The following is a 24,153-nucleotide window of genomic DNA, read 5'->3' on the forward strand; positions in this document are numbered from 1 at the left end:
GCTGCCTGAGGCGGGCTAAGAGCCCGGGTCGTCGACTTTGAGCTTGTCTCCGGTGTTGGAGACGAAGACGACCAGAAGCTTGGCCGGTTCGGTCCGGCTCGTGTTCTCGGTGAGGACATGTTGGGCGCCTGGCTGCTCCACCCAGTTCTCGCCCTGCCGGTAGGTCCGCACGGACTCGCCGCCGAGTTGGCTGCGTACGGTGCCTTCCAGGACGTAGGCGTAGACGAACGCCTTGCCATGCCGGTGCGGTTTCGCACGTGCGCTGGGCGGCAAGGCGACGATCGCCGAGGTGAACGTCTTGCCCTTCACATCCGGGAGGTTCTGCTGGATCAGCGGCTTGAGGGTTTCGGCGGGATGCTCCGATGCCACGGCCGCAGTCGGCGTCTTGGCGTGGGCGGGCGGGTCGGAGCTGGAGCAGGCCGCGGCAGCGGTCAGCGCGGCGACGGCCGACAGACCACCGACGACCCGCATTCCAATACCTGGGGCTCGCATAAAGGTCCTTTCCGGCAAGGGGCGCTGGAGCGCGGGGCCCATTCGCTTCGGGCTCATCGCGGCTCATCGTCGGAGGAAACGCAGCAGTTGGACGTGCGCCGTCCGGCCTGATCAATGGCGTCTGCTCACGAGCGTTCCCTCGTCCCCCGTTTCGTGGTTCTCATCAGGGAGACGAGTTAGCCCCTAGGGGTGTGACAGCTCAGAGGCGAGAAAGTTTGTCCGGGTTGATGACCCTGCGGTACGCGCTGATCAGACCGTCGGTGATCTGCAGCGTGTCCACGGAGTAGACACGGCCCTCCCGGTAGAACACCAGGGAGAGTTCGCCGCCGACCTCGACCATGTCGATGCGGTCCGTCCGCCATTGGCGGCCCACGCGCACCATAACCTCGGCCACGCGCTCACCACCATGGATGGCCTTGCGCGCCGCAGCGGCCTTGCCGCCGCCATCGGTGACGTAGACGGCGTCCGGGTGTAGCAGCCTGACCAGGCCGGCCAGGTCCCCGGCCTCGTAGGCGGCACGGAAGGCCGCCAGCACACGTTCGCGCTCCGCCTTGGACGCCTGCGGCGAAGCCCCCTTCGCCTTGGCCACCCGCCGACGCGCCCGTGAAGCGTGTTGCCGAGCACCTGGCACGGAGACGTCGAGCACTTCGGCGATCCGGCCGAACTCCAGACCGAAGACATCGTGCAGGACGAAGGCCACCCGCTCCGGCGGGCTCAACTCCTCCATCACCAGGAGCATCGCGGAACTGATGGACTCATCGACGAGGACCCGCTCGGACGCGTCCGGCCCCGTCAGCAACGGCTCCGGCAGCCACGGCCCGACATAGTCCTCCCGGCGGAAACGGGCGCTCTTGAGAATGTCGTACGACCGCCGTGCGGCCACCGTCACCAGCCAGGACCTGAGATCATCGATGTCCCGCAGATCAGTCCCGGCCGCCCGCAGCCACACGTCCTGGGTGACGTCCTCGGCATCGGCCACCCCACCCAGCAGCCGATAGGCCACCCCGAAAACCGCGGGCTGGTGCTCCTCCCATTCGGCTCCGAGCCTGTCCTCCTGCTCGGACCGTCCAGGCGCGTGCCCGTCGCCCATACAGATCGCACCCCCAAGCTCGCCGATTCAGCGTAATCGTTCGAGCCGGGGTCCTAGTCCGTCGCCATGAGATGGAGGTAGCGCACCTGGGGCGCATCGGCCCGCGGGGGAGTGCATCCGGGATCGAGGCGCGCAGCGCGGTTCGCAGCGGCGGCCGCCTGTGCCTGAGCACCCACACGGTCGAGTTCCACCTGCACTAGGTCTTCACGAGACTTGGCATACCTCGCGACACCAGCCCGGGCGCCGGTCGACCGCCGTCCTGCGGCTTAGTCATCGTGATCGGTTATCGAAGGAAGGTCTGGCGCGTCCAGTCCGCGAAGGACGTCCAAGAGATCTCGGGATGCGCCTCATGGAGCCCGGGGATATCGACCTGGTAGCCGGGACCGTTGAAGAAGTCCCACATAGCGTGCATGTCCGGGTTGGTGATGGCCGCGAGCGGTGTCTGCTCGTGGTGGACCGGGCGTCCCAGCGCTTCACCCAGGTCGGCGGCCATCTCGGCGGGTGTGGGACGGTCGCTGGCCAGCTCGATCCGCTGCCCCTTGTAAGAGTCGGGATTCAGCAGCACCTCCGCCGCAAAGGCGCCCAAGTCGTCACGGGCTGTCTGCTGCAAGGGACGGTCGGAGGGGATCGGCAGCCTGAGGATGCCCTGCCGGACGCTGCCGGCGTCGCCCATCATGTTGTCGAAGAAGTAGGTGGGGCCGAGGATCGTGTACGGGACGCCGGAGCCCGGGAGTTGCGCCTCGACGCGGGCCTTGCTGTCGAAGTGGGGCACCCCCGACCGCTGGTCGGCGCTCGCCACGGAGCTGAACACCAGATGCGGGACCTGAGCCCTGGCGGCGGCCTCCAGGATCGCCCGCCCCTGCTGCACCTCGGCCGCCGGACCGGACTCGAACGGGGTGGTCAGGGCGAACACACCGTCGGTCCCGGTCATGGCGGCGGCCAGTGAGTCCACGTCGTACCACGAGCCCCGGACCACCTCGACACCCCGCTCCGTCAGCGTATGCGCGGAGAGCCGAGCCGGGTCGCGGACCAGCCCTCGCACCGGGACGCCGCGTTCCAACAGCGCGGCCACCACCGCACCGCCTTGCCCGCCGGTCGGACCAAGCACCAGTATCGTCACGTTGTCTCCTTGCATTGCTTGTGAGTACCCGATCACGGGGCTTACCAGTAGGGATGCCCTCGATCATGGTCGGGTGCGGGTCGCGTGCATCTCCCGCACGAGGATCTCGGCGGGCTCGTCGGCGGTGGCGCACTGCCCACCTGTCGAGGTGACCCTGACGGCGTCTCCGGTGGCCGGCGGTCCCGTCCCCTCAAGGGTGACCGGGCCACGGAACCCCGCTACATCGAACGTCAAGCCGGTGACGCAGTTTTCGGCACCGATAGTTGCGTCAGACGCGTTCGAGAATGACCACCGGGATTTCGCGGTCGGTCTTGGACTGGTACTCGTCGTAGTCCGGCCAGGTCGCGGTCATCTTCTTCCAGAGCGGCGGCTTCTCCTCCGGCGTCGCGACACGGGCGCGGGCGGTGAACTTGTCGTCGCGGACCTGCACCTGGACTTCGGGGTTCGCTCTCAGATTGAGGAACCAGTCGGGGTCGGCGGGGTCGCCGCTCTTGGACGCCACCACGACAGGGTTGCCATGGTCCTCCTGGTAGATCAGCGGAGTCGTGTACGGCTTGCCGCTCCGCCGTCCGGTGGTGGTGAGCAGCAGGACCGTGGTGCCCTGCCAAGCGTGCCCCTCGGCTCCGCCCGTTTCCTGGTAGCGCCTGACGTGCTCCTGCCCGTAAAGCATGACACTCCCGCTCTTGGTTCTTCATTCAGACGGCCGCTGCGACCCCGGCCACGACGATCTTCCTTTTCGCTCACCGCGGGCCCTCGGCCGTCCGGTCGCAAGGTATGACAGCGCAGCCCCTTCCGCCTGTGACACATCCGGGCGAATCTGTGAACCGCCCCGGTTCCGCGGAGACTCTAGATTGTGACTGTGACCTGCTGGTTGAGCGTTGCCGGTAGTGGTTGGCTTCGTGCAGGCAGGGGTGTTGCACCACTCCACCCCTTCGGCAGCGGCCAGATCGTCGGCGTGGGCACCGCCGCCGTCGCGGTCAGCCTGCCGGCCCTCCCCCGCCCCGACTCCTGTTTCTCATCGTTGCCGATCAGCAAAGGGGAACTCACTTGTTCATCCAGCCCTGGGACGCGAGCCTGGACGACGCCGAGTGGCAGGCATGGATCGCCGACGGCCACGACTTCGGCCAGCTCGCCGTCAACGGCCTGCCGGGACAGCCGCCCGTCGTCGTCCCCACCCACTTCAGCGTGGACGGAAGTGACCTGCTGATCCATCTCGGGCGCCCGAACCCGGTCTGGAAGGCGATCGAGCACGACCCTAACGTCGCGTTCACGGTCATCGGGGACTATGCCTTCGTCCCCGGTACCTGGCGCGCCGCCCCCGACGTTCCGCCCGAGGACGGTGTACCGACCAGTTACTACGCCGCCGTCCAGTTCACCTGCCGGGCCCACATCATCGACGACCCGCACGCCAAGGCCGACCTGCTGACCCGGCAGCTCGCCCACTTCCAACCCGACGGCGACCATGCCGACGTCGCCCCAGGACAACCTCCTTACGGACGGATGCTGTCCGGCATCCGCGGCTTGCGGCTGGAGGTCGTCCAGGTCCGGGCCAAGTTCAAGTACGACGACCACAAGAGCGTCGAGCACCGCACCACGGTCGCCGACCGCCTCACCGCACGCGGCCAGGGACTCGACATCCCCACCGCGGCCCAGCAACGCCGACGTACCGACCGCATCGGCATCTGGAAGCCCTGACCATCACCCCGGCAGCCCACGACCCACGGGCCAAGAAGCCACCCGCATCACCCTCGTCACCGCCCACCGGACGACGCGCCCACCGGCCCTGGCCCGACGTCACAGCGGTCATGACCGCCTGGAGCAACGGCTCGCCGACAGGACCCGACACAGCCGCTACCGCCCCTTTGCACCCCCGCAGGATCAACTCCTCTGCGTCCACAGGCGCTCGACCTCGGTCCCCGTGTGACCTGCTGCTGTCGGGGTACCAGCCCGTCTCCTCCCCCTTGACTCGCAGAGGAGATGCCGTGGCCGAGCAGACCGACCGGGAAGGCGCGTGGGCCCAGAGGGTCGAGGGCGAGTTGCCCACGCGCAGGAACCAGGAGGAGATCGAACGGCGCCTGGCCCACGGGCTGGAGGGCGCCCCCACGATCAAGGACCGGACCATCTCGACCTTCGCCAGAGGCGAGCTCCCGCATTTCGCCGGCGAGACCGGAACCTTCCTGAAATGCCCCTACGTCGACGACGTCCACGCCGTGGGCGATGCCGAGGTGGCCGTGTTCGGCGTGCCGCTGGACGCCGGCGCGACCTACCGGCCGGGCACCCGGTTCGGTCCGCAGGGCATCCGCCGCTGCACCGGCCTGTTCGGCACCTACAGCTACGAACTGGGCGTGGATCTGCGCGAGCAGCTCAACATGGTCGACATCGGTGACGTGTTCACCATCCCGGGCAATCTGGAGAAGTCCTTCGACCAGATCAGCCAGGCGATGTCGCACGTGGTGTCGCAGGGCGCCTTCCCGGTCGTCCTGGGAGGCGATCACTCGATCGGCTTCCCCACCATCCGCGGCCTGACGCCGCACATGGACGGCAACGTCGGCATCATCCACTTCGACCGGCACGTGGACACCCAGGAGACCGACCTCGACGAGCGCATGCACACCACCCCCTGGTTCCACGCCACCAACATCAAGAACGCCCCGGCCACCAACCTCGTCCAGATCGGGATCGGCGGCTGGCAGTCGCCGCGCGCCGGCGTCAAGGTGGGCCGCGAGCGGGGCACCACGATCATCACGGTGGGCGACGTCGAGCGCGTCGGCGTGGAGAAGGTCGCCGAGACGGCCCTGGAGATCGCCTGGAAGGACGCCGAGGCCGTCTACCTCTCCTTCGACATCGACGTGATCGATGCCGGGTTCGTGCCCGGCACCGGCTGGCCGGAGCCCGGCGGCCTGCTGCCCCGCGAGGTGCTCAACCTGGTCCGGCTGGTCTCCGAACCCGGCCTGGCGGGCATCGAGATCGTCGAGTGTTCGCCGCCCTACGACTGGGCGGAGACGACATGCCTGATGAGCAGCCGCGTCATCCTCGACAGCCTCGCCGTGCAGGTACGGGCCGGCAAGCTGGGCCGCAAGCCGTCCACCTCGGGCCGTCCCGCGTGGGGCCCATACCCGTCTTGACCGCTTCGTCGCGAGCACTCACTGAGGCCAACAGGAAGGCCCGCGAAGAGAATCGACCCGGATTTCGGCGGCAGCAGGCTGAGGGCTGTCATTAGCTGGCCGTTGCGCACCTCCGACGTGCGCGCGGCGTCGGACGCCGCCCCGCGCCGGGCGGTGTCCCCGCTGGAGTTGTTCTTCGACCTGGTCTTCGTCTTCGCCGTCGGGCAGCTCGCCGAGCACCTGCACAGCGCCCCGTCTTGGCGCGGTGCGGCCGAGACCGCGATGATGCTGATCGCGGTTCTCACCACGTGGGTGCTCACCAGTTTCGACGCCACCTTCCTGGACATCACGCCGCCCCGGACCCGAGGGCTGGTGCTGGCGGCGATGGGCCTTCGGCCTGTTCATGAACGCCCAGATCCCGCACGCGTTCACCGGTCGTCCATGGGCGTTCGTGGTGCCGCTGGCGGCGATCCTGCTCCTGACCGGGGACCGCCCACCCGCTAAAGACGAAGGGGGCCGGTACCGCCGCAGCCGTTCTCTCGCCACAGGCGAGCGGCGTTTGAGATGATCTCGAACTGTCCGTTCAGACACGTGTGTTCCTGTGAGAGGTATGGCCGTTGGAACCGCTGAGGCAGGATGGCTCGCGACAGTCGGCGGACGCGGATGGGCAGGTGCTGGCGGGCCGGTACCGGCTGGTCTCGCTGCTCGGCCGGGGCGGCATGGGAGCGGTCTGGCGAGCCCACGACGAGCAACTAGACCGTGAAGTGGCGGTCAAGGAACTGCGCCTGCCCGAGCATTTGGACGATGCCGCACGGCAGACCTTGATCGCCCGGCTGGACCGGGAGGCACGCGCCGCGGCCAGGCTGAGGCACCCCGGGATCGTCACGGTGCACGACCGCGTGACCGGTGACGACGGCCGCCCCTGGATCGTCATGGAACTCGTCAGGGGTCGTTCCTTGGACGACCTGCTGAAGGCCGAGGGACGGCTGCCGCCCGTCCGGGTCGCCCAGATCGGGTTGCACCTGCTGGACGCTCTGCGCGCGGCTCACCGGGCGGGCATCACTCATCGCGACATCAAGCCCGCGAACGTTCTGCTGGAGGACGACCGTGTCGTCCTGACCGACTTCGGTATCGCGGCCGTCGAAGGCGATGCGACCCTGACCGGAACGGGCGCCGTTCTGGGTACTCCCGCGTACATGTCGCCCGAGCAGGTCCGCGGCCAGGAGGTCACGGCCGCCGCCGACCTATGGTCACTGGGCGCCACGCTCTACACCGCCGTGGAGGGACATCCCCCGTTCGAGGGCGCCAGCACCGGGGCCATCTTCATCGCCATCGCCACCCAGGACCCCATCCCATCAGCACACGCCGGCTCCCTCGACCCCATCCTTAGGACGCTGCTGCACCGGGATCCCTCCCACCGCCCGACCCTCGATCACCTTCACAGCCAGCTCACCTGGCTCACCCAAGGCCAGCCGCCCGTGCAACCGACCCTCCTTGAGCCGCCGACGCAACCGCCCGTTCCGCAGCCACCCCAACGCCCCACCCGCACGCGCAAGAAGGTCGTCATCGCTCTCGTGGCGGTCGTCACCGCCCTGACGCTCACCGGCACCGCCGTGTGGTCGGTGAAGGCTTTCCAGGAGAGGCGGGAGAACCAACGCTACGAAGCGAACATGAGCGCCATCGCCGATATGGGGACGATCCCAGGTTATTCAACCAAGCTCACAAGGGCTTACAGGGACACAACAGTGGAGGTTGCGTCGACCCTGTGCAAGTACACATCCGCTGACGACAAGTGCAACCTGGAGAGCCAGGTCACCGCCGTCACCAACTGGTTCCGGTCGCGGCCCGACGTAAAGTCCGTGACCCTCGAACCCCCTGTGGAAGAGCCCAACACTTTCCCTTCTCGCGACCTCTCGATTCTCACGCGGAATTCACCGAGCATCACCAACGTCATCATCTACGACCATGTGTACGAACACGAAATCAGGCTCAGTTTCGACGTGGGCTGACGGCCGGCAGTTACATCATCGGCAGGACCCAGGCTCGAGATCGTCGAGCCACGCCATGCCGGCCGCCGATCTTCTCGGAGTGCTGGTCAGCTGTGCTTGGTGCTGATCGGGGTGGCTTTGATGTGGCGGCCGCGGGGGGTGGGGTCTGTTAGGGCGCCGTTGTCGACGACTACGCGGCCGCCTACCAGTACCGTTTTCGGGCGGCCTGTGATGGTCATGCCCTCGTACGGTGTGTAGTCGGTCGCCATGTGCAGGTCGCCTGCGGTGATCTGCCATTCGGCGGTCGGGTCCCAGATGGCGAGGTCCGCGTCCGCGCCCGGCAGCAGCGTTCCCTTGCGGGGGTAGAGGCCGTTCGTGCGTGCGGGGTTCGCGGCGGTGAGTTCGACGAAGCGCGTCACCGGCAGGCCGCGGCGGACGACGTACTCCGAGAAGATCACCGGGAGCCGGGTCTCGACGCCGGGGAGGCCGTTGGGCATGGCGCGGACGTCTCCGCTGCGCGACTCCTTCTGGGCCGTGTCGTAGCAGCAGTGGTCGCTGCCGATCGTGGTGACCTCGCCGGTGAACAGGTGGCGCCCGAGCGCCCGGACCTGGTCGGCGGGGCGCAGCGGCGGGCAGCACACGAAGCGTTCGGGACGGTCGCCCGCGTAGGCCGAGTCGTCCAGGACGAGGTGGTGCGCGACCGCCTCGCTGTAGGCGCGGACGCCGCGGCGGCGGGCGGCGGCGACGAGTTCGACGGCCTCGGCGGTGGACTGGTGCACGAAGTAGACGGGCGCGTCCACCGACTCGGCGATCGCGAGGATCTCCGCGACGGAGGCGGTCTCGGCGAGGCCGGGGCGGGTGTCGGCCATGTGGGACGCGCCGATCCGGCCCGCGTCGGCGCAGCGCCGCTGGGCGTCGCCGATGATGTGGTCGGCCTCGCAGTGGATGACGACCATGCCGCCGAGCGCGGCCAGGGTCTTCATGGTCCGCAGGACGGTGTCCTCGTCGGCCATGGTCTCGCCGCGGTAGGTGGTGAACATCTTGACCGTGGCGATCCCGTCCGCGACGAGCGAGGCGAGCTGGTCGGGGACCGTGTCGTCCCACTCGACGACGCAGGCGTGCAGGGCGCTGTCGCACAGGCCCTCACCGGCCTTGGCGCGCTGGGCGTGGGCGGCGTCGGCCGGGTTCTCGCCGGGGCGCGGGATCGCGAAGTCCACGATCGTCGTGGTGCCGCCGTGGACGGCGGCGGTGGTGCACTGGCGGTAGTCGTCCAGCGAGGTGAAGTCGCCGGAGGTGAAGCCGACGTGGCAGTGCGGGTCGACGCCGCCGGGCAGGACGAGGTGCCCGCCCGCGTCGACGACGGACGCGGCGGCGGGCGCCGTCCCCGGGGCGGCGAGCGCGGTGACGCGGCCGCCGGTGATGACGACGTCGGCGGGGCCCGACCAGCCCGCCTCGACCACGGTGCCGCCCCGGACGACCACGTCGGCGGTCACCGGGACACCGCGGCCAGGTGGGCGCGCCAGCCGCCGGCGTCGCTGATGTCGACGACTCCGAGCAGGTCCAGGGACTCGACGCGCATCCGCATGCACAGCGTCCCGGAGCCGTCGGCGAGCTCGACCACGCCGAGTTCGAGTTCGGGCGGCTCGCCGGGCAGCAGGTGCTCGCGCAGGATCTCGTAGGTGACGGCGTACAGCTCGCCGGGCACCGAGCGGCCACCGGACGGCACCGGGTGGAGTCCGGGGAACTCGTCGCGCACCGAGTAGAAGCGGTAGCGGGGCGCGGTCTCGGCGGGTCCGAGGAACTCGGCGCCCTCCAGCGCCTCGTTCAGCGAGCCGCCGGACATGGCCTGTCCGTTGACGAACATCCGCAGGGTTTCCATGGGGCCTTCCTGGTCGTGGGTCACGGGGTGGTCTGGCGGGCCCGTTCGGCGGCCGGGTCCGGGACGGGCACGGCGTCCAGCAGCGAGCGGGTGTAGGGGTGCCGGGGGCGGCGGTAGATCTCCTCGCGGGTGCCGATCTCCACCAGCACGCCCTGGTCGAGCACCGCGATGCGGTCGCACAGGTAGTGCACGACGGCGAGATCGTGGGCGATGAAGAGGATCGACAGGTCGAGCCGCTCCCTCAGGTCCCGGAAGAGGTTGAGCACCTGCGCCTGGACGGAGACGTCGAGCGAGGAGACGACCTCGTCGCAGATCAGCACCTTGGGCTCGACCGCGAGGGCGCGGGCGATCGCGATGCGCTGGCGCTGGCCGCCGGAGAAGGAGCGCGGATGCCGGGCGGCGTCGGCGGCGGACAGCCCGACGGTCTCCAGCAGCGCGGCCGCCCGCGCGGCGCGGGCCCGGCGGTCCGGTTCCAGCCCGTGGACGAGCAGGCCCTCCTCGACCAGTTCCCCGGCGGTCATCCGCGGGTTGAGCGAGGAGTACGGGTCCTGGAAGACCATCTGGATGTTCCGGCGGAGCGTCCGCAGGTCCCGCCGGGACGCGCTGAGCAGGTCGTGTTCTCCGAGCAGGACCCGGCCGGAGTCGGGGCGGGTCAGCCGGGCGACGCAGCGGGCCACCGTCGACTTGCCGGAACCCGACTCGCCGACGAGTCCGAGCACCTCGCCGGGCGCGAGGTCGAACGACACGTCCTTCACGACGGGGCGGCCGCCGAAGCTCTTCACCAGGTTCCGCACGCTCAGGGCGGTCATCGGCCGCCTCCTTCCAGGGCGCCGGCCACCCGGACGTCCGTGTCGAGGGCGTCGTCCACGGTCGTCAGCCGGCGGGACGGGTCGTCGTCGATGCGCGGCACCGCCGCGAGCAGCCCGCGGGTGTAGGGGTGCTTCGGCGCGGCGTAGACGTCGTCGACCGGGCCCTCCTCGACGGGCGCGCCGTGCCGCATCACCACGACGCGGTCGGCGAAGCCCGCCACGATCCCGAGGTCGTGGGTGATGAGCAGCACGGACATGGAGCGCTCGTCGGCCAGTTCCCGCAGCAGGGTGAGGACCTGCGCCTGCACCCGCACGTCGAGCGCGGTCGTCGGTTCGTCGGCGATGAGCAGCGCCGGCTCGGCGATCACCGCGATGGCGATGACGACGCGCTGGCGCATGCCGCCGGAGAACTGGTGCGGGTAGTCGTCGAAGCGGCGGGCGGCGTCGCGGACGCCGAGCCGCCCGAGCAGGTCGATGCCGCGCCGCCGGGCCTCCTTCTTGCGGACGCCCCGGATGACGAGCGGCTGCATGATCTGCCAGCCGATCGTCATCACCGGGTTGAGGGAGGCGAGCGGGTCCTGGAAGACCAGCCCGATCCGGGCGCCCCGGATGTCGCGCATCGCGCGTTCGGGCAGGGTGAGCAGGTCGGTGCCGTCCAGCAGGACGCGGCCGCCGAGGTCGGCGTCGCGGTCCAGGCGCAGGACGGCCCGCGCCGTGACCGACTTCCCGGAGCCGGACTCGCCGACCAGCGCGACCTTCTCGCCCGCCGCGATGTCCAGGTCCACCCCGCGCAGGATCTCCACGGGCCCGTCCGGTCCGGGGAAGCCGGCGCGCAGGTCCCGCAGCTTCAGCAGCGGATTCATGAGTGCCTCCCGCGCAGCGTCGGGTCGTTGCGGACGCGGAGCCAGTCGCCCACGAGGTTGAAGGAGACCGCGGTCAGCATGATCGCGAGGCCGGGGAAGACGACGGCCCACCAGCCGTTGGTGAGGTTCCCGGCCGCCCCGGCGATCATCGCGCCCCATTCGGCGGACGGGACCTGGGCGCCGACGCCGACGAACGACAGGCCGGAGATGACGAGCATGACCGCCGAGACGTCCAGGGTCGTCTGCACGTAGAGGGTGTCGAGGGAGTTCGGCAGGACGTGCCGGAACACGAGCCGCGGTGTGGAGACGCCGAGCGTGCGGGCCGCCTCGACGTATTCGGCGTCCCGGACGTCGCGCACGAGGGTGCGGACGAGGCGGGCGTAGCCGGGCCACCAGGTGAGGCAGAGCGCGATCACCGCGGATTTCAGGCCGGGGCCGAGCGCGGCGGCCAGCCCGAGCGCCAGGATGATCGCCGGCAGTGACAGGCCGATGTCGCAGATCCGCATGAGGACCTCGTCGACGATCCGCCCGCCGAGCGCGGCCAGCGTGCCGATCAGGGTGCCGATCAGCGTGGCGACGGCGATCACGACCACGGTCGCCAGCAGCGACACCCGCGCGCCGTACAGGACGCGGCTGAAGACGTCGCGTCCGTTGGCGTCGGTGCCGAACCAGTGCGCGCCCGAAGGGCCGCGGAGGGCCTGCCCGAGGTCCACCGCGTAGGGGTCGTGCGGCGCGAGCAGCGGGCCGATGAACGCGATGAGGACCATCACCGCCGCGATCGTCAGCGCGACCCGGTCCACGATGGACATGCGTCCGGTCCGCGCCGGCCGCATGCGGCGCAGCATGGATCCGCCGCGCCCGCCGCCGGGGGCGTCCGGCTGTTGCTTCGTCATGGGGACAACGGCCGTCTTCACAGGGCCGCCCCTTCCATGGCGCCCGTCTCCAGCGGCTCTCCTGCGGCGGCGCCCGCCGAACGTGCGCGCGCCGGTTGGCGCAGGCGCGGATTGAGCCAGAGTTGGACGAGGTCGACGACGATGTTGGCCAGCACGAAGACCACTCCGATCACGAGCACGCTGCCGATGACCGCGTACAGGTCGTTCTGCAGGACGGCGTTGACCGCGTAGGCGCCGATGCCTCTGCGTCCGAACACCGACTCGACCAGCACGGTGGAGCCGAGCATCCAGCCGAGCTGCATGCCGAGGATGGTGCTGACCGGGACGAGCGCGTTGCGCAGGCCGTGCCGGATCACCACCCGGCGCTCGGACGCCCCGGTCGCGCGGGCGAGCGTGATGTAGTCCGAGTCCAGCACGCTGATCATGGAGGAGCGGACCGTGCGGGCGACCACCGCGATGAACGCGGCGGCCAGCGTGACGGCGGGCAGCAGGAGGTGCGCCACCGCGTCGCCGAACGCGGCCATGTCCCCGCTCAGCAGCGCGTCCAGCGAGGTCATGCCGGTGAGTTCGGGCACCTCGCGGCCGAAGCCGAGCTGCCCGGTCAGGGGCAGCACGCCGAGCCGGTCCGCGAACACCAGCTGGAGCATCAGCCCCAGCCAGAAGACCGGCACCCCGGCGCCGAACAGCACGATGAGCCGGGCCGCGACGTCGGCGGCGCGGCCCCGGCGGTAGGCGGCGTACACGCCGAGCGGCACCGCGATCACCACGTTGACGAGCATCGCGGCGAGGACGAGCTCGATCGACGACGGCAGCGCCTGGGCGATGTCGTCCAGGACCGGGCGCTGGGTGAAGACCGATGTGCCGAGGTCGCCCTGCAGGAGGTTCCCGAGATATCGGGGGAACTGCTCCCAGATCGGCCGATCGAGCCCGAGCCGCGCGGACACCGCGGCGACCTGCTCGGCGGTGGCGTTGCGGCCGGCCGCGGCCCGCGCGGGGTCGCCGGGCAGCACCTGGGACATCAGGAACGTGACGACGCCCAGGCCGAACAGCACGACGACGCTGGTGATGAGCCGTCTCAGCAGAAATCGCGTCATGCCGTGCCTCCCCTCGCTGGAGATCTCATGGATGGTGGGCGCCGGGCCCCCGTGAGCCTCACCGGTGGGGACCGGGGGCCCGGCGCTGTTCAGGTGGGCGGGTCAGCCGACCTTGATGCCGTAGACGTCGACGGTCTGGTGGTGCGACGCCTGGTAGGCGTAGCCGCTGACGCCCTCGCGCATGACGGTCACGGTCTGCGGGTTGGACATGTTGACCGACGGGACGTCGGCCGCGATGAGCTGCTGCGCCTCCTTGTAGAGGCCGCAGCGCTCGGTCTCGTCGGTGAGGGCCTGGGCCTTCTCGACCAGCGAGTCGACCTTGGGGTTGTCGTAGCCGCCGGTGTTCTGGCCGTTGTTGATGAACTTGGAGTCGAAGAGCTGGTACAGGATCGAGTCGGGGTCGGGGTTGGGCGGGAAGGCGTAGATCATGGCCAGGTCGGGCGTGGTCTTGTTGCTCTTCAGCCGCTGCACGTGCTCGGGGTAGGTGATCGCTTCGAGCTTCAGCTTGACCCCGATCTTGGCCAGGTCGGACTGGAGCAGCGTCGCGGCCTGCTCCATCTCGGCCGTCGCCTTGAGGTAGGTCATCGTGAGGGTAACGTTGGAGAGCCCCGCGGACTTCAGCGACTCCTGGGCCTTGGCGACGTCGTGCGTCGGCTGCGGGACGGCGGAGTCGAAGCAGGCCATGGTGGACGGCAGCACGCCCGTCGCCTTCTTGCCCGCGCCCTTGAGGATCGAGGTGAGGTGCTGGTCGTACTGGTAGGAGGAGGCGATCGCCTCGCGCAGCGCCTTGTTCGACACCGGCGAGTCCTTCATCTTGAAGAACACGTAGAGCTGGACGTTGGTGTCGGCCTTGTCGACCTTGTAGCCGCCGTTGCCCTCGAACGACTTCCAGTCGTTGGGGTCGATGTCCATGGCGATGTCGATGTCACCGGCCAGCAGCGAACTCTTCTGCGTCGCGGCCTGCGGCAGGTACCGGAAGACCACGTCCTTGGCCTGGCCGGAGAAGCCGCCCCAGTACTTGTCGTACTGGGTGAACTTCGCCTCCTGGTTGGCGGTGTAGCCGGTCAGCTTGTAGGGGCCGGAGCCGGCGTCGGCGGTGGCGAGCCACTTCTGGCCCTCGTCGTCGCCCTTGTGCGACTCGACCAGCTTGGAGTTGAGCAGGTAGACGCGGGTCAGCGCCGGGATCATCGGCGCGTACGCGCGGGTCAGCTTGATCGTCAGATGGGTGTCGTCGACGACCTTGGTGGAGTCGTAGGGGGTCAGCAGCGACGCCACCCCGACCTTCAGCTTCTTGATCCGGTCGAGGCTGTAATGGACGTCGGTGGCGGTGAGCTTGGCGCCGTCGTGGAAGGTGACGTCGCCGCGCAGGGTCATGTCGATGGAGCGGCCGTCCTCGGAGACCTTCCATTCGGTGGCGACGCTCGGGACGATCTTGTTGTCCGCGTCGTACTTGACGAGGGTGTCGTAAGCGGGCCGGGCCACCTCGTCGACCGTGGAGTTGTCGGCCTGGGCCGGGTCGAACGTCGCGGGCGGCTCGTTCTCGGCGATGATCAGGGTCTGGGTGCGGGCGGTGGAGCCGCCGCCGGCACCGCCGCACGCGGCCGCGGCGAGGGCCCCGGCCGCGAGCACGGCCGTCAGCCGCAGCCCGGCGGCGCGCCCCCGGGCGCGGAGCCCGCCGGGGAACCACCTGGTCCTCGGTGCCGGCTCGCCGGCCGCAAGAGATGTGTGGAGCACGGGTCGTCTCCCCTTCGTGGACGTGTCCGGTCGGACGGGTTCAGGTGTCGTGCCGATCGGCGGGGGGCTGCGTCCGGCGCCGTTCGGCGCGGGCCGGGGTCTCGTGGTGGGAGCCGTCGGGGGCGACGATCAGGCCGTACTCGCGCTCGGCGGCCTCGGCGGTGACGTAGCCGTCCAGGACGTCGGCGACGACGGCCGCGGCGTCGCGGTCGAGCGGGTCGCCGTAGCCGCCTCCGCCGGCCGTGCGGTTGACGAAGCGGTCGTCGGCCCGCATCGTGGCGCGGTACATCCCGACGCGCTTCTCGCGGTCGGTGCCGGGCCACAGCGTCATGCCGCTGGGCTCGGGTTCGAGGCCGCCGTTCAGCGCCCACGGCCGCGTCTTGCTCTTCTTCTTCATCGACAGCACCTCGCCCTCGGCGAGGTAGCGGACCTCCCGCAGGACGCCGACGCCGCCCCGGTACCGGCCGGCGCCCCCGGAGTCGGGGATCAGCTCCAGCCGCTCATGGAAGATCGTCGACTTGTGCTCCAGCACCTCGATCGGGGTGTTGCGGACGACGCTCTGCGAAGGGTGCTGCTGCGCGTTCGCGCCGTCGCGGTCGCGGCGCGCGCCCCACCCGATGCCCTCGTTGTTGCTGATGACGAAGTCCTCGCCGGTCCGCGGGTCGTGCCCGAGGGCCATGAAGCCCGGCTCGTCGCCGCCCGACGAGGCCGGGATGGAGTCGAGGACGTCCGCGAGCGCCTTGTGGATCAGCTCGAAGGCGACGATGCCGCTCCACTGGGTGAACGTCGCGGACGGGTAGACGGCGTGGAAGAAGTTGCCCGGGTCCGCCTTGATCGTCAGGGCCCGGTAGTGGCCGGCGTTGGACGGCTCGTCCGGCGTGGTCAGCTCCTTGAAGGTGGACTTGGCCAGGCTCTCGGTGGCGCCGATCGGGAGGTTCACCGGGCCGAGGACGGCGCCGTCGGAGCCGTTGAAGTCGACCTCCATCCGGTCGCCGTCGATGGTGACCTTGACCTCCATGCGGATCAGGTCGTCGGTGATGCCGTCGTCGTCGCAGTAGTCGGACGCGGTCCAGGTGCCGTCCGGCAGTGCCGCGACGGCCTTGCGCGCGACCCGCTCGCCGTGCTCGATGATCTGCTTGACGGCCTGGTCGACGACGTCGCCGCCGAACTTGTCCCACACCTGCGCGAGCCGGTTCTCCCCGGTGCGCAGCGCCGCGAGCTGGGCGTGGAAGTCGCCGATGGTCAGGTCCGGAAGCCGCGAGTTGAAGCGGATCAGCTCGACGATGTCGCGGACGACCTCGCCCTTGTGCACGATCCGGGTGCCCGGGAAGATCAGCCCTTCCTGGTGCATGTCGGTGGAGTCGAGGACGTAGCCGGGGGCCTTCGCGCCGAGGTCCATCCAGTGGGCGCGGACGGCCAGGTAGGCGGACGGCTCGGCGCGCCCGTCCCGGAACACCGGGGAGAACAGCATCGCGTCGTAGGAGTGCGCGCCGCTCCAGTACGGGTAGTTGAGCAGGTAGACGTCGCCGGGCGCGAGGTTCTCCCGGCCCACGTACTCGACGCCCTTGACGATCGCGTGGTCGTTCGCGCCGAGGAACGAGGTGATCCCGGCGGCCTCGGCCATCAGCTCCAGGTCGCCGTCGTAGATCGAGATGCCGAAGTCGAGGACCTCGTAGATCACCGGGTTGAACGCGGCCCGCACCAGCGTGCGGCGCATCTGCTCCCCGACGGAGACCAGGTAGTTGCGGATCACCTCGACGGTCGCCCCGTCGAGCGGGGCCGCTCCGCGCGCGCCCTCGGGGCCGCCGGGCGTCGTCGTGCTCATCGGACCATCTCCTGTCTGGCTCACTGGGCCGTCTCCGGGCTGCTCACCAGCAGGTGGCCGTGGACGTCCACGGTGAGCCGCTGGTCACTGAAGATCACCGTGGTGGAGGTGCCCTCCTCGACGATCGCGGGGCCGGGCACGGCGTGCCCGGGCGCGAGGGACGTCCGCTCGTACACCGGGAACGGCACGGTCTCGCCGGTGGCGACGTCGAAGGCGGGGCGGCTGTCGACCGGCTCGGGGTCGCCGGTGCCGCCGCCGGGCAGCCTGCGGAGCCCGGGCTTCGGCAGGACGCCGACGGCCCGCACCCGCAGGGTGAGGATCTGGCCGCCGTCGGGCATCGCGTGCCCGTACCGGGCGCGGTGCAGCTCGTGGAACCGCTCGAGGATCGCGGCGGCGTCGTCACCGGGCCGCAGGTCTATGCCGAGCGTGTGCTCCTGGCCGTGGTAGCGGACGTCCAGGCGGCGGACCAGGGTGCGGTCCTCCGGCTTGACGCCCTGGAGCGACAGCACCTCCTCGCCCTGGTTCTCCAGATCGGTGAAGGCCGGTTCCAGTTCGGCGAGGGTGTCGTCGCTGAGCGGCTTGAGCACGGTGGTGGCGAACTCGTACTCCAGGTCGGACATCAGCATCCCGAACGCCGAGAACGCCGCCGGGACCTGCGGGACGATGGTCTCGGTGATGCCCATCTCGCGGGCCAGCATCGGGCCGAGCAGGGGCCCCGCGCCGCCGAACGCCAGCAGCGCGAACTCGCGCGGGTCCAGCGCCCGCTCGACCGTGATCTCGCGGAGCGCGCCGACCGTCCGGGCGAGCAGCACCCGCAGGACGCTCGCGGCGGCCTGGGTCACGTCCACGCCGAGCGGGCCGGCGAGCTTGTCGGCCACGGCGGCGCGCGCCGCGTCCGCGTCGATGCTCATGTCGCCGCCGAGGAACGCCGCCGGGTCGAGGTAGCCGAGCACCAGCGCGACGTCGGTCACGGTCGGCTCCGTGCCGCCCGCCCCGTAGGCGACCGGGCCGGGGACGGCGCCGGCGCTCTGCGGGCCGACCTTGAGCAGGCCGTGGTCCATCCAGGCGATGGAGCCGCCGCCCGCCCCGACCGTCCGGATGTCGAAGATCGGGATGAGCAGCGGGAAGCCGTCGATCGCGGCCTCGTGCACCTCGCCGGGAGAGCCGTCCTCGATCACGCAGCAGTCCACGCTGGTGCCGCCGACGTCGAACGAGATCAGCTTGTCCCGGCCCAGCTCGCGGGCCAGGAACGAGGCGCCGACCACGCCGCCGGCCGGCCCCGACAGCACCGTCATCAGCGGGGCGCTGCGGGCCAGCTCGGCGGTCATCGCACCGCCGCCCGAGCGCATGATGTGCAGCGGGCGGGTCAGCCCGGCGTCGCCGAGGCGCTCCTCCAGCGCGCCGATGTAGTCGCTGAGGACGGGCCGGATGTAGGCGTCCAGGGTCGCGGTGCTGGTCCGCTCGTACTCCCGGTACTCGCGGCTGATGTCGGTGGACACCGAGATCGACACGTCCGGGTGGCTCTCGCGCAGGATCTGCGCCGCGCGCCGCTCGTGCGCCGGCTCGGCGTAGGAGTGCAGGAAGCAGATCGCGATGGAGCGCAGCCCGTGCTCCTCGACCAGGACGCGGCCCGCCTCGCGGACGGCGTCCTCGTCGAGCGGCTCCACCTCGGCGCCCTGCGCGTCGATCCGGCCGGGCACGCCGGTCCGGTGCCGGCGCGGCACGAGCGGCGGCGGCGGGGCGTAGGCGAAGTCGTACATGTACTGGCCGGGCACGTTGGCCCGCGCGATCTCCAGCAGGTCGCGGAACCCGGCGTTGGTGATGATCCCGACGTCGGCGCCGCGGCGCTGCAGGATCGCGTTGAGCCCGAGGGTCGTGCCGTGCACGAACGCCTCGACGTCGTCCAGCCGGCCGGCGAGCCCGCCGACGGCGTCGAGGACGCCCTGCGCCGGCGCGTCCGGGGTGGTCGGGGCCTTGTGCAGCCGCAGCTCACCGGTCACCTCGTCGTAGGCGATGGCGTCGACGAACGTGCCGCCGATGTCGACCGCGAGGCGGGTGCGGTGCGAGGACGTCACAGGGTGCCTCCGGGGGTGTCGGCGGCGGCCCGGTCGGCCGGCGCGGTGGGAAGGTCGTCGCGGACGACGCGTCCGCCCTGCATGACGAAGGGGATGCGGCGCAGCGCGGACAGGTCCGACAGCGGATCGCGGTCGGTGACGATCAGGTCGGCGAGCAGCCCCTCCTCGACCGCCCCGGCCTTCCCCTGGAGGCCGACGAGCCGGGCGGCGTCGCTGGTGCCGCCGCGCAGCGCCTGCGCGGGGCTCAGCCCCGCCTCGGTGAGGAACTCCATCTCGCGGACGGCGACGACGGTGTCCTCGATCGGCTCGCCCGGCGGGTAGTCCGTGCCGGCGAGCATGGTGATCCCGGGTGCGTCCGGGTCCCGCGGGTCGGCGATGCCCGCCGCGACCGCCCGGCGGATGCTGGCGAGGTGGCCCGGCCCGACCTCCAGGGCCCGCTGGATCTGCCACTCGCTGAACGAGTGCTCGGCCATCCAGTCGGGGCAGCGGGTGACGCACAGGGTGGGGGTGAGGAAGACGCGCCGCTCGGCCATCTCCTTCGCGGTGGCGTCGTCCAGCTCGTAGGCGTGCTCGTAGCCGCGGACACCGGCCGCGAGCGCCTCGCGGATCGCCGACCCGGAGCCGGCGTGCGCGGTGACGTAGGTGCCGTGCTCCTCCGCCGCCCGCACCACGGCGCGCATCTCGTCGAGCGTCATCTGGGCGCCGGTGAACGACTCGCCCTCGTGCGCGATGCCGCCGGTGATGAACACCTTGATCAGGTCCGCGCCGGCGGCCAGCTCGGTGCGCGCGGCCGCCAGGAAGCCGTCGTGGCCGTCGGCGTACGAGCAGGCGGAGCCGTGGCCGTGGCCGCCCGTGGTCGAGACGGCGCGGCCGGCGCCGATGATGCGGGGCGCGTCCACCCATCCCTGCTCGACGCTGGTGCGGATGAGCAGGTCGGCGCGGTTCTGCTCGTGGACGCAGCGGATCGTCGTGACGCCGGCGTGCAGCGCGTCCTGGGCCCGCGACAGCGCCCGCAGCGCGGTCAGGCCCGGGTTCTCGGCCTCGTCGGTGGCGGAGAACGGGTACACGACCGACAGGTGCGTGTGCACCGAGATCAGGCCGGGCAGCAGGTAGCGGCCGCCGAGGTCGATGCGCTCGGCGCCCGGCTCCGGCGCCTCGGTGGTGATCTTCTGGATCCGGCCCGCCGCGACCGCGACGTTGGCGTCGCGGCGGATCGTCCCGCCGAGCACGTCGACGACATGCCCGCCGGTCAGCCAGAGGGTCCCCTCCCGCGGAATCGGCCGCCGTGCGGTGGTCGTTGTCGGCACCGCTGTCTCCTCTCTCATCGGGCCTGCTCGATCGGTGCGGCGGGCGCGGCGGGCTCCAGGAGCCGGTCCGGCCCGAGGTCGCGGACGTCGACCGGAGCCGGCTTCCCCTCGACCAGGCAGCGCAGGGTCTCGCCCCACAGCGGGGCGAACGTGAAGGCGTAGGTGCCTCCGGCGACCAGGAAGCCGGGGGCGCCCGGCACCTCCCCGATCACCGGCATCTCGTCGGGTGTGGCGGCCAGCGGGCCCGCCCAGGCCCGCAGCAGCCGGAGGTCCCGCACGAACGGCAGGACGCGGGCGGCCTGGGCGACATTGCCCAGGACACTGGACAGGCTGACCGGGCTGCGGCCGTCCGGGTCCAGCCGCAGCGCGGGCCAGCCGCCGCCGATCAGCAGGTTCCCCGCCGTGACCTGCTTGACCGACAGGCCCTCGCCGATGTGCTGGACGAGGTGCCGCAGCGTCTCCGGCAGCCGCACGGTCACGTGCATCTGGATGGCGACCGGCGTCATCCGGAGCCCGATCCCGGCGAGCGCGGCGATCTCCCCGAGCCAGGGCCCGGCGACGTCCACCACGTGCGGGGCCTCGACGGTGAGGTCTCCGGCGGTGACCCGCCAGCCCGATCCGGAACGTTCCACGGCCCGGACCGGGCAGAACGGGTGCAGCCGGGCCCCGTGCCGCACCGCCGCCGCCAGGTAGGCGGGGGTGGTCAGCAGCGGGTTGGCGTATCCGTCCAGCGGGCACCACGTGGCGGCGGTGACGGTGGGTCCGAGATGCGGCAGCGCGGCACGGGCGCCGTCGCCGTCCAGGACCTCGGTCTCGATTCCGGCCCGCTCCTCCCAGGCGCGCTTGGCGATCAGCTCGGCACGCTGCTCGGGCGTCTCGGCGATGGTGAACCCGCCGCTGCGGCGCAGTTCCACCGAGGTCTCCAGCTCCGCCTCGACCGAGTTCCACCGGTCGCTCGCGGCGCGCTGCAGAGGCAGGAACCGGGCGCTGTCGAGCGGGACCTCCTGCCCGGGCCGCCGGGTGTGGACGGCCTGAACGTGCAGGTTACCCGCTGTTGTGCCCGATCCCTCCCGGCCCGGCGCGCCCCGCTCGAGGACGATCACCCGGTGCCCGCCCCGGGCGAGGTGGAAGGCGGCCGCGCCGCCGAGCACCCCGGCACCGATCACGACCACGTCGGCGGTCAGCGCGCTCATCCGGCGCCCTCCCCCGCCCGGTCGGCCCGGTCAGCTTGGTCGCCGAGCTCGAGCAGCGTCTCGACGGGCACGGGCCGGACGGGCTGGCGCGCCGGGAAGACCGGGACGCCGCACGGTGCCCCGCCGGCGGACGAGGCGTCGCGGACGAGCCCGGCGACGGCGAATCCGCAGAAGCGGCCCTGGCACGGCCCCATCCCGGCGCGCGACCAGGACTTGGTGGCGTTGAGGTCCCCGCCGGCTCTCTCCACGGCGGCAGAGCGCACGGCGCCTGCGGTGACCGCCTCGCAGCGGCACACGATGGTGTCGTCTTCGAGGGTGGCTGCCAAAGCTTCCTGCAGCCGGGCCGGACTCGGGTACAGGGCGTCGCTGAGCGCGGTGAACCGGGTGAGCGCGCGCCCCTTGGCGGCGAGCCGGGCGATCTCCCGGGGGCCCGGCGCGGCCGGGTTCTTCTCCCGGATGAGGATGTGCGCGGCGGCCATCGACCCGCGCGTGCGCGCCTGGTGGACGCCGCCGATGCCGGCGGCCTCACCGACCACGTACACGTCTCGGCGGTTCGTCCGTCCGAAGACGTCGGTGACGGGTTCGGCGTCGCCGGTCACAGGGTCGGAGCTGATCTCGCAGCCGAACAGGCGGGCCAGGTCGGTCTGCGGCCGGAATCCGTAGCCGACGCAGAGGGCGTCGACGTCCAGCGTCCGCAGCGGGCGCGCCGGGTCACCGGTGGCGGCGAGCGCGACCGACGTGACGCGGTCCCGGCCGGCGGCCTTGGTCACCACGCGCCCTTGCCAGAGCGGAACCCGCGCACGGGCCAGGCGGGCCGCGTATCCCGCGAGCTCACGGAGCCGGGCGGGGTGGCGCAGCGTCGAGACCGCACGGACATCGGGCCTGTAGGGATGCCCTGCCTCGGCGATGCCGACCACGTGGGCGCCGGCGTCCAGCAACGAGCAGGCGACGGGCAGCAGGAACGGGCCCGACCCGGCCACCAGCACCCGGTCACCGACCGGGGTGCCGTCGGCCGCGGCCAGATGCTGGGCGAAGCCGGGCGTGGTGACGCCCGGGAGCTGCCAGCCCGGGAACGGATGGGTCCGCTCGTAGGCGCCGGTGGCCGCGATCACGTAGCGCCCGCGGAGCCGGACCGGGGTCCCGTCCGCGCCGGTGGCGAGGAGCGTGCGGCCGTCGTCGTCCATTCCCCAGACCAGGTGGCCCGTCAGGCAGTCGACGCCGAGGTCCCGCACGCGTGCGATCAGCCGGCCGCCCTCCGGACGGTGGTCACCGTGCTCGCGCAGTACGGCGGGCGACGGGCGGCGGTAGTACTGCCCACCGAGTTCGGGCTGCTCGTCGACCAGCGTCACGGTGAGCCCGGCGGCGGCCAGCCGGGCCGCCGCGGACAGCCCGGCCGGGCCGCCGCCCACGATCAGCACGTCACACGACACGGTCATCGGCGCGGTCCCGTCTCGACCGCCATGCCGGGCCGCACCCGGGTCAGGCACGCCCGCACGCCGGGCCGCCCGTCGACGGTGACCTCGCACTCGAAGCAGACGCCCATGCCGCAGAACGGTCCGCGCGGCTCACCGCTGACCGGGTTGTCCCGCAGCCGCCAGCGGCGGGCGGCGACGAACACCGCCGTCAGCGAGGTTCCCACCGCGGCGTCCACGGGTTCGCCGTCGATCGTGATCCTGGTTCCGGTGCTCACGGCCGCGCTCCGGCCTCGTCCGGCTCCTCGGCGAGGGCCTTGACCAGCCCGGACTCCTCCAGGACCGCACCGATCGCGTCGAGCGCGTCGCCCGTCACCGGCCGCAGCGGAGGACGGACGTGCCCGCCCGGCTGCCCGAGCAGCGCCATGGCGCCCTTGAGCTGCGAGATGGGCGAGCCGTACACGCCGCTGTAGTCGGGGCGGATGAGCCGTCCCGACAACCCGGCGTACCGGTCCACCCACGTGCGCGCCGCGGCGCCGTCACGTTGCGCGACGGCCTCGTAGTACGGGACGGCGAACGGCGCACCGAGCCCCCCGCCGTCGATGTTGCCGTCTCCGCCGAGCTCCAGCAGGACGGCCAGGCCGCGCCGGTGCAGGAAGCTGCCGAAGACGCGGACCTGGTCGGCGACCGCCTCGACCGTCGCGAGCATCCGCAGCCAGTCGCCGGTGCTGTCCTTGATCGCGGCGACCCGGGGAAGGTCCGCCAGCCGCCGGACGAGGTCCGGGTGGTCGCCGATGTCGACGGTGACGCCGCGCGGCCAGTTGTAGACCATGAACGGCAGGTCGGTGGCGCCGCTGACCTCGGCGAAGAATCCGAGGATCTCCTCGGCCCCGGGGTGGACGTACGGCGGCGGAGTCGCGAGCACGCCGTCGGCCCCCGTGTCGGCGGCGTGCCGGGCCAGCCCGATCGCCTCGGCCGGGGTGTACGCGGTGACGCCGACGACCACCGGGACCCGCCCGGCCACCTCGGCGACGGCGATCTCGGCCACCCGCCGGCGCTCGGCCGGGCTCTGGCTGAACCACTCGCCGGTGCTGCCGTTGACCAGCACGCCGTGGACGCCCTGCCGCACGTACAGCCGCAGCAGCGCACGCCAGGCGTCCTCGTCCAGGGCGCCTTCCGCGGTGAAGGGCGTGGGCGCCGCGGGCCAGTAGCCGTGCCATGAGACGTCGTCGCGATCCAAGATCTTTCCCCGAGTCTGTAGAGCTCATCCCACTG

At 71.4% G+C, this 24,153-nt stretch carries 22 protein-coding genes; 4 read left to right on the forward strand and 18 right to left on the reverse strand.

The window, feature by feature from the left end:
- Positions 1-15: 15 nt before the first annotated feature.
- From AB0K34_RS18380 to AB0K34_RS18395, 4 genes are all read right to left on the reverse strand, one after another.
- A complete protein-coding gene (locus AB0K34_RS18380; RefSeq protein ID WP_301174952.1) occupies positions 16-471 on the reverse strand; it encodes a cupin domain-containing protein in 456 nt (151 codons plus the stop codon).
- Positions 472-691: 220 nt separating this feature from the next.
- Positions 692-1,582, reverse strand: a complete 891-nt coding sequence (gene sigJ, locus AB0K34_RS18385; protein WP_364549856.1) for an RNA polymerase sigma factor SigJ — start codon at positions 1,580-1,582, stop codon at positions 692-694.
- 283 nt (positions 1,583-1,865) lie between these two features.
- Entirely contained in the window at positions 1,866-2,702 is an 837-nt protein-coding gene (locus AB0K34_RS18390) for an NmrA/HSCARG family protein (protein ID WP_364549858.1), read from the reverse strand.
- 268 nt (positions 2,703-2,970) lie between these two features.
- Entirely contained in the window at positions 2,971-3,372 is a 402-nt protein-coding gene (locus AB0K34_RS18395) for a nitroreductase family deazaflavin-dependent oxidoreductase (RefSeq protein ID WP_138635478.1), read from the reverse strand.
- A 377-nt stretch (positions 3,373-3,749) separates the two neighbouring features.
- On the opposite strand from AB0K34_RS18395, the gene AB0K34_RS18400 reads away from it, so the two are divergent.
- The 4 genes from AB0K34_RS18400 (at position 3,750) to AB0K34_RS18415 (ending at position 7,815) form a co-directional block, all read left to right on the forward strand.
- Complete coding sequence (locus tag AB0K34_RS18400; protein WP_138635479.1) at positions 3,750-4,397, forward strand: FMN-binding negative transcriptional regulator; 648 nt, start codon at positions 3,750-3,752, stop codon at positions 4,395-4,397.
- Positions 4,398-4,684: 287 nt separating this feature from the next.
- Positions 4,685-5,827 carry an agmatinase family protein gene (locus AB0K34_RS18405; protein WP_364549860.1) on the forward strand — a complete coding sequence of 381 codons (1,143 nt, stop codon included), beginning with the start codon at positions 4,685-4,687 and terminating at the stop codon, positions 5,825-5,827.
- 102 nt (positions 5,828-5,929) lie between these two features.
- Positions 5,930-6,310, forward strand: a complete 381-nt coding sequence (locus AB0K34_RS18410; protein WP_364549862.1) for a low temperature requirement protein A — start codon at positions 5,930-5,932, stop codon at positions 6,308-6,310.
- A gap of 113 nt (positions 6,311-6,423) precedes the next feature.
- On the forward strand, positions 6,424-7,815 hold the full coding sequence (locus AB0K34_RS18415) for a serine/threonine-protein kinase (RefSeq protein ID WP_364549864.1): 1,392 nt from the start codon (positions 6,424-6,426) through the stop codon (positions 7,813-7,815).
- A gap of 86 nt (positions 7,816-7,901) precedes the next feature.
- Here the strand turns inward: AB0K34_RS18415 and hydA are convergent, their stop codons facing one another.
- From hydA to AB0K34_RS18485, 14 genes are all read right to left on the reverse strand, one after another.
- Complete coding sequence (gene hydA / locus AB0K34_RS18420) at positions 7,902-9,287, reverse strand: dihydropyrimidinase (RefSeq protein ID WP_364549866.1); 1,386 nt, start codon at positions 9,285-9,287, stop codon at positions 7,902-7,904.
- Entirely contained in the window at positions 9,284-9,673 is a 390-nt protein-coding gene (locus AB0K34_RS18425) for a gamma-glutamylcyclotransferase (protein WP_364549868.1), read from the reverse strand. The genes hydA and AB0K34_RS18425 overlap by 4 nt, the downstream gene beginning before the upstream one ends.
- A gap of 20 nt (positions 9,674-9,693) precedes the next feature.
- Positions 9,694-10,482: an ATP-binding cassette domain-containing protein gene (locus AB0K34_RS18430; RefSeq protein ID WP_138641658.1), complete on the reverse strand. Its 789-nt coding sequence runs from the start codon at positions 10,480-10,482 to the stop codon at positions 9,694-9,696.
- Complete coding sequence (locus tag AB0K34_RS18435) at positions 10,479-11,345, reverse strand: ABC transporter ATP-binding protein (RefSeq protein WP_138641657.1); 867 nt, start codon at positions 11,343-11,345, stop codon at positions 10,479-10,481. The genes AB0K34_RS18430 and AB0K34_RS18435 overlap by 4 nt, the downstream gene beginning before the upstream one ends.
- Entirely contained in the window at positions 11,342-12,238 is an 897-nt protein-coding gene (locus tag AB0K34_RS18440) for an ABC transporter permease (RefSeq protein ID WP_364549870.1), read from the reverse strand. The genes AB0K34_RS18435 and AB0K34_RS18440 overlap by 4 nt, the downstream gene beginning before the upstream one ends.
- A gap of 17 nt (positions 12,239-12,255) precedes the next feature.
- A complete protein-coding gene (locus AB0K34_RS18445; RefSeq protein ID WP_364549872.1) occupies positions 12,256-13,332 on the reverse strand; it encodes an ABC transporter permease in 1,077 nt (358 codons plus the stop codon).
- 102 nt (positions 13,333-13,434) lie between these two features.
- Positions 13,435-15,066 carry an ABC transporter substrate-binding protein gene (locus AB0K34_RS18450; protein WP_364549874.1) on the reverse strand — a complete coding sequence of 544 codons (1,632 nt, stop codon included), beginning with the start codon at positions 15,064-15,066 and terminating at the stop codon, positions 13,435-13,437.
- Between the two features lie 40 nt (positions 15,067-15,106).
- The gene (locus tag AB0K34_RS18455; RefSeq protein ID WP_364549876.1) at positions 15,107-16,891 is read right to left on the reverse strand and encodes a hydantoinase B/oxoprolinase family protein; all 1,785 of its coding nucleotides are present in this window, start codon (positions 16,889-16,891) and stop codon (positions 15,107-15,109) included.
- Between the two features lie 20 nt (positions 16,892-16,911).
- Positions 16,912-18,966, reverse strand: a complete 2,055-nt coding sequence (locus AB0K34_RS18460) for a hydantoinase/oxoprolinase family protein (RefSeq protein ID WP_364549878.1) — start codon at positions 18,964-18,966, stop codon at positions 16,912-16,914.
- On the reverse strand, positions 18,963-20,273 hold the full coding sequence (locus AB0K34_RS18465) for an amidohydrolase family protein (RefSeq protein ID WP_171068911.1): 1,311 nt from the start codon (positions 20,271-20,273) through the stop codon (positions 18,963-18,965). The genes AB0K34_RS18460 and AB0K34_RS18465 overlap by 4 nt, the downstream gene beginning before the upstream one ends.
- 14 nt (positions 20,274-20,287) lie before the next feature.
- Positions 20,288-21,466, reverse strand: coding sequence for an FAD-binding oxidoreductase (locus tag AB0K34_RS18470; RefSeq protein ID WP_138635609.1), 1,179 nt, complete (start codon positions 21,464-21,466; stop codon positions 20,288-20,290).
- Entirely contained in the window at positions 21,463-22,902 is a 1,440-nt protein-coding gene (locus AB0K34_RS18475; protein ID WP_138635608.1) for an NAD(P)/FAD-dependent oxidoreductase, read from the reverse strand. The genes AB0K34_RS18470 and AB0K34_RS18475 overlap by 4 nt, the downstream gene beginning before the upstream one ends.
- Positions 22,899-23,156 (reverse strand): (2Fe-2S)-binding protein, encoded by a 258-nt coding sequence (locus AB0K34_RS18480; RefSeq protein ID WP_138635607.1) that lies wholly within the window; start codon positions 23,154-23,156, stop codon positions 22,899-22,901. The genes AB0K34_RS18475 and AB0K34_RS18480 overlap by 4 nt, the downstream gene beginning before the upstream one ends.
- Entirely contained in the window at positions 23,153-24,118 is a 966-nt protein-coding gene (locus tag AB0K34_RS18485; protein ID WP_138635606.1) for a dihydrodipicolinate synthase family protein, read from the reverse strand. The genes AB0K34_RS18480 and AB0K34_RS18485 overlap by 4 nt, the downstream gene beginning before the upstream one ends.
- Positions 24,119-24,153 lie beyond the last annotated feature (35 nt).

Source organism: Actinomadura sp. NPDC049382, assembly GCF_040677125.1.
GTDB classification, from domain to species: Bacteria; Actinomycetota; Actinomycetes; order Streptosporangiales; family Streptosporangiaceae; genus Spirillospora; species Spirillospora geliboluensis.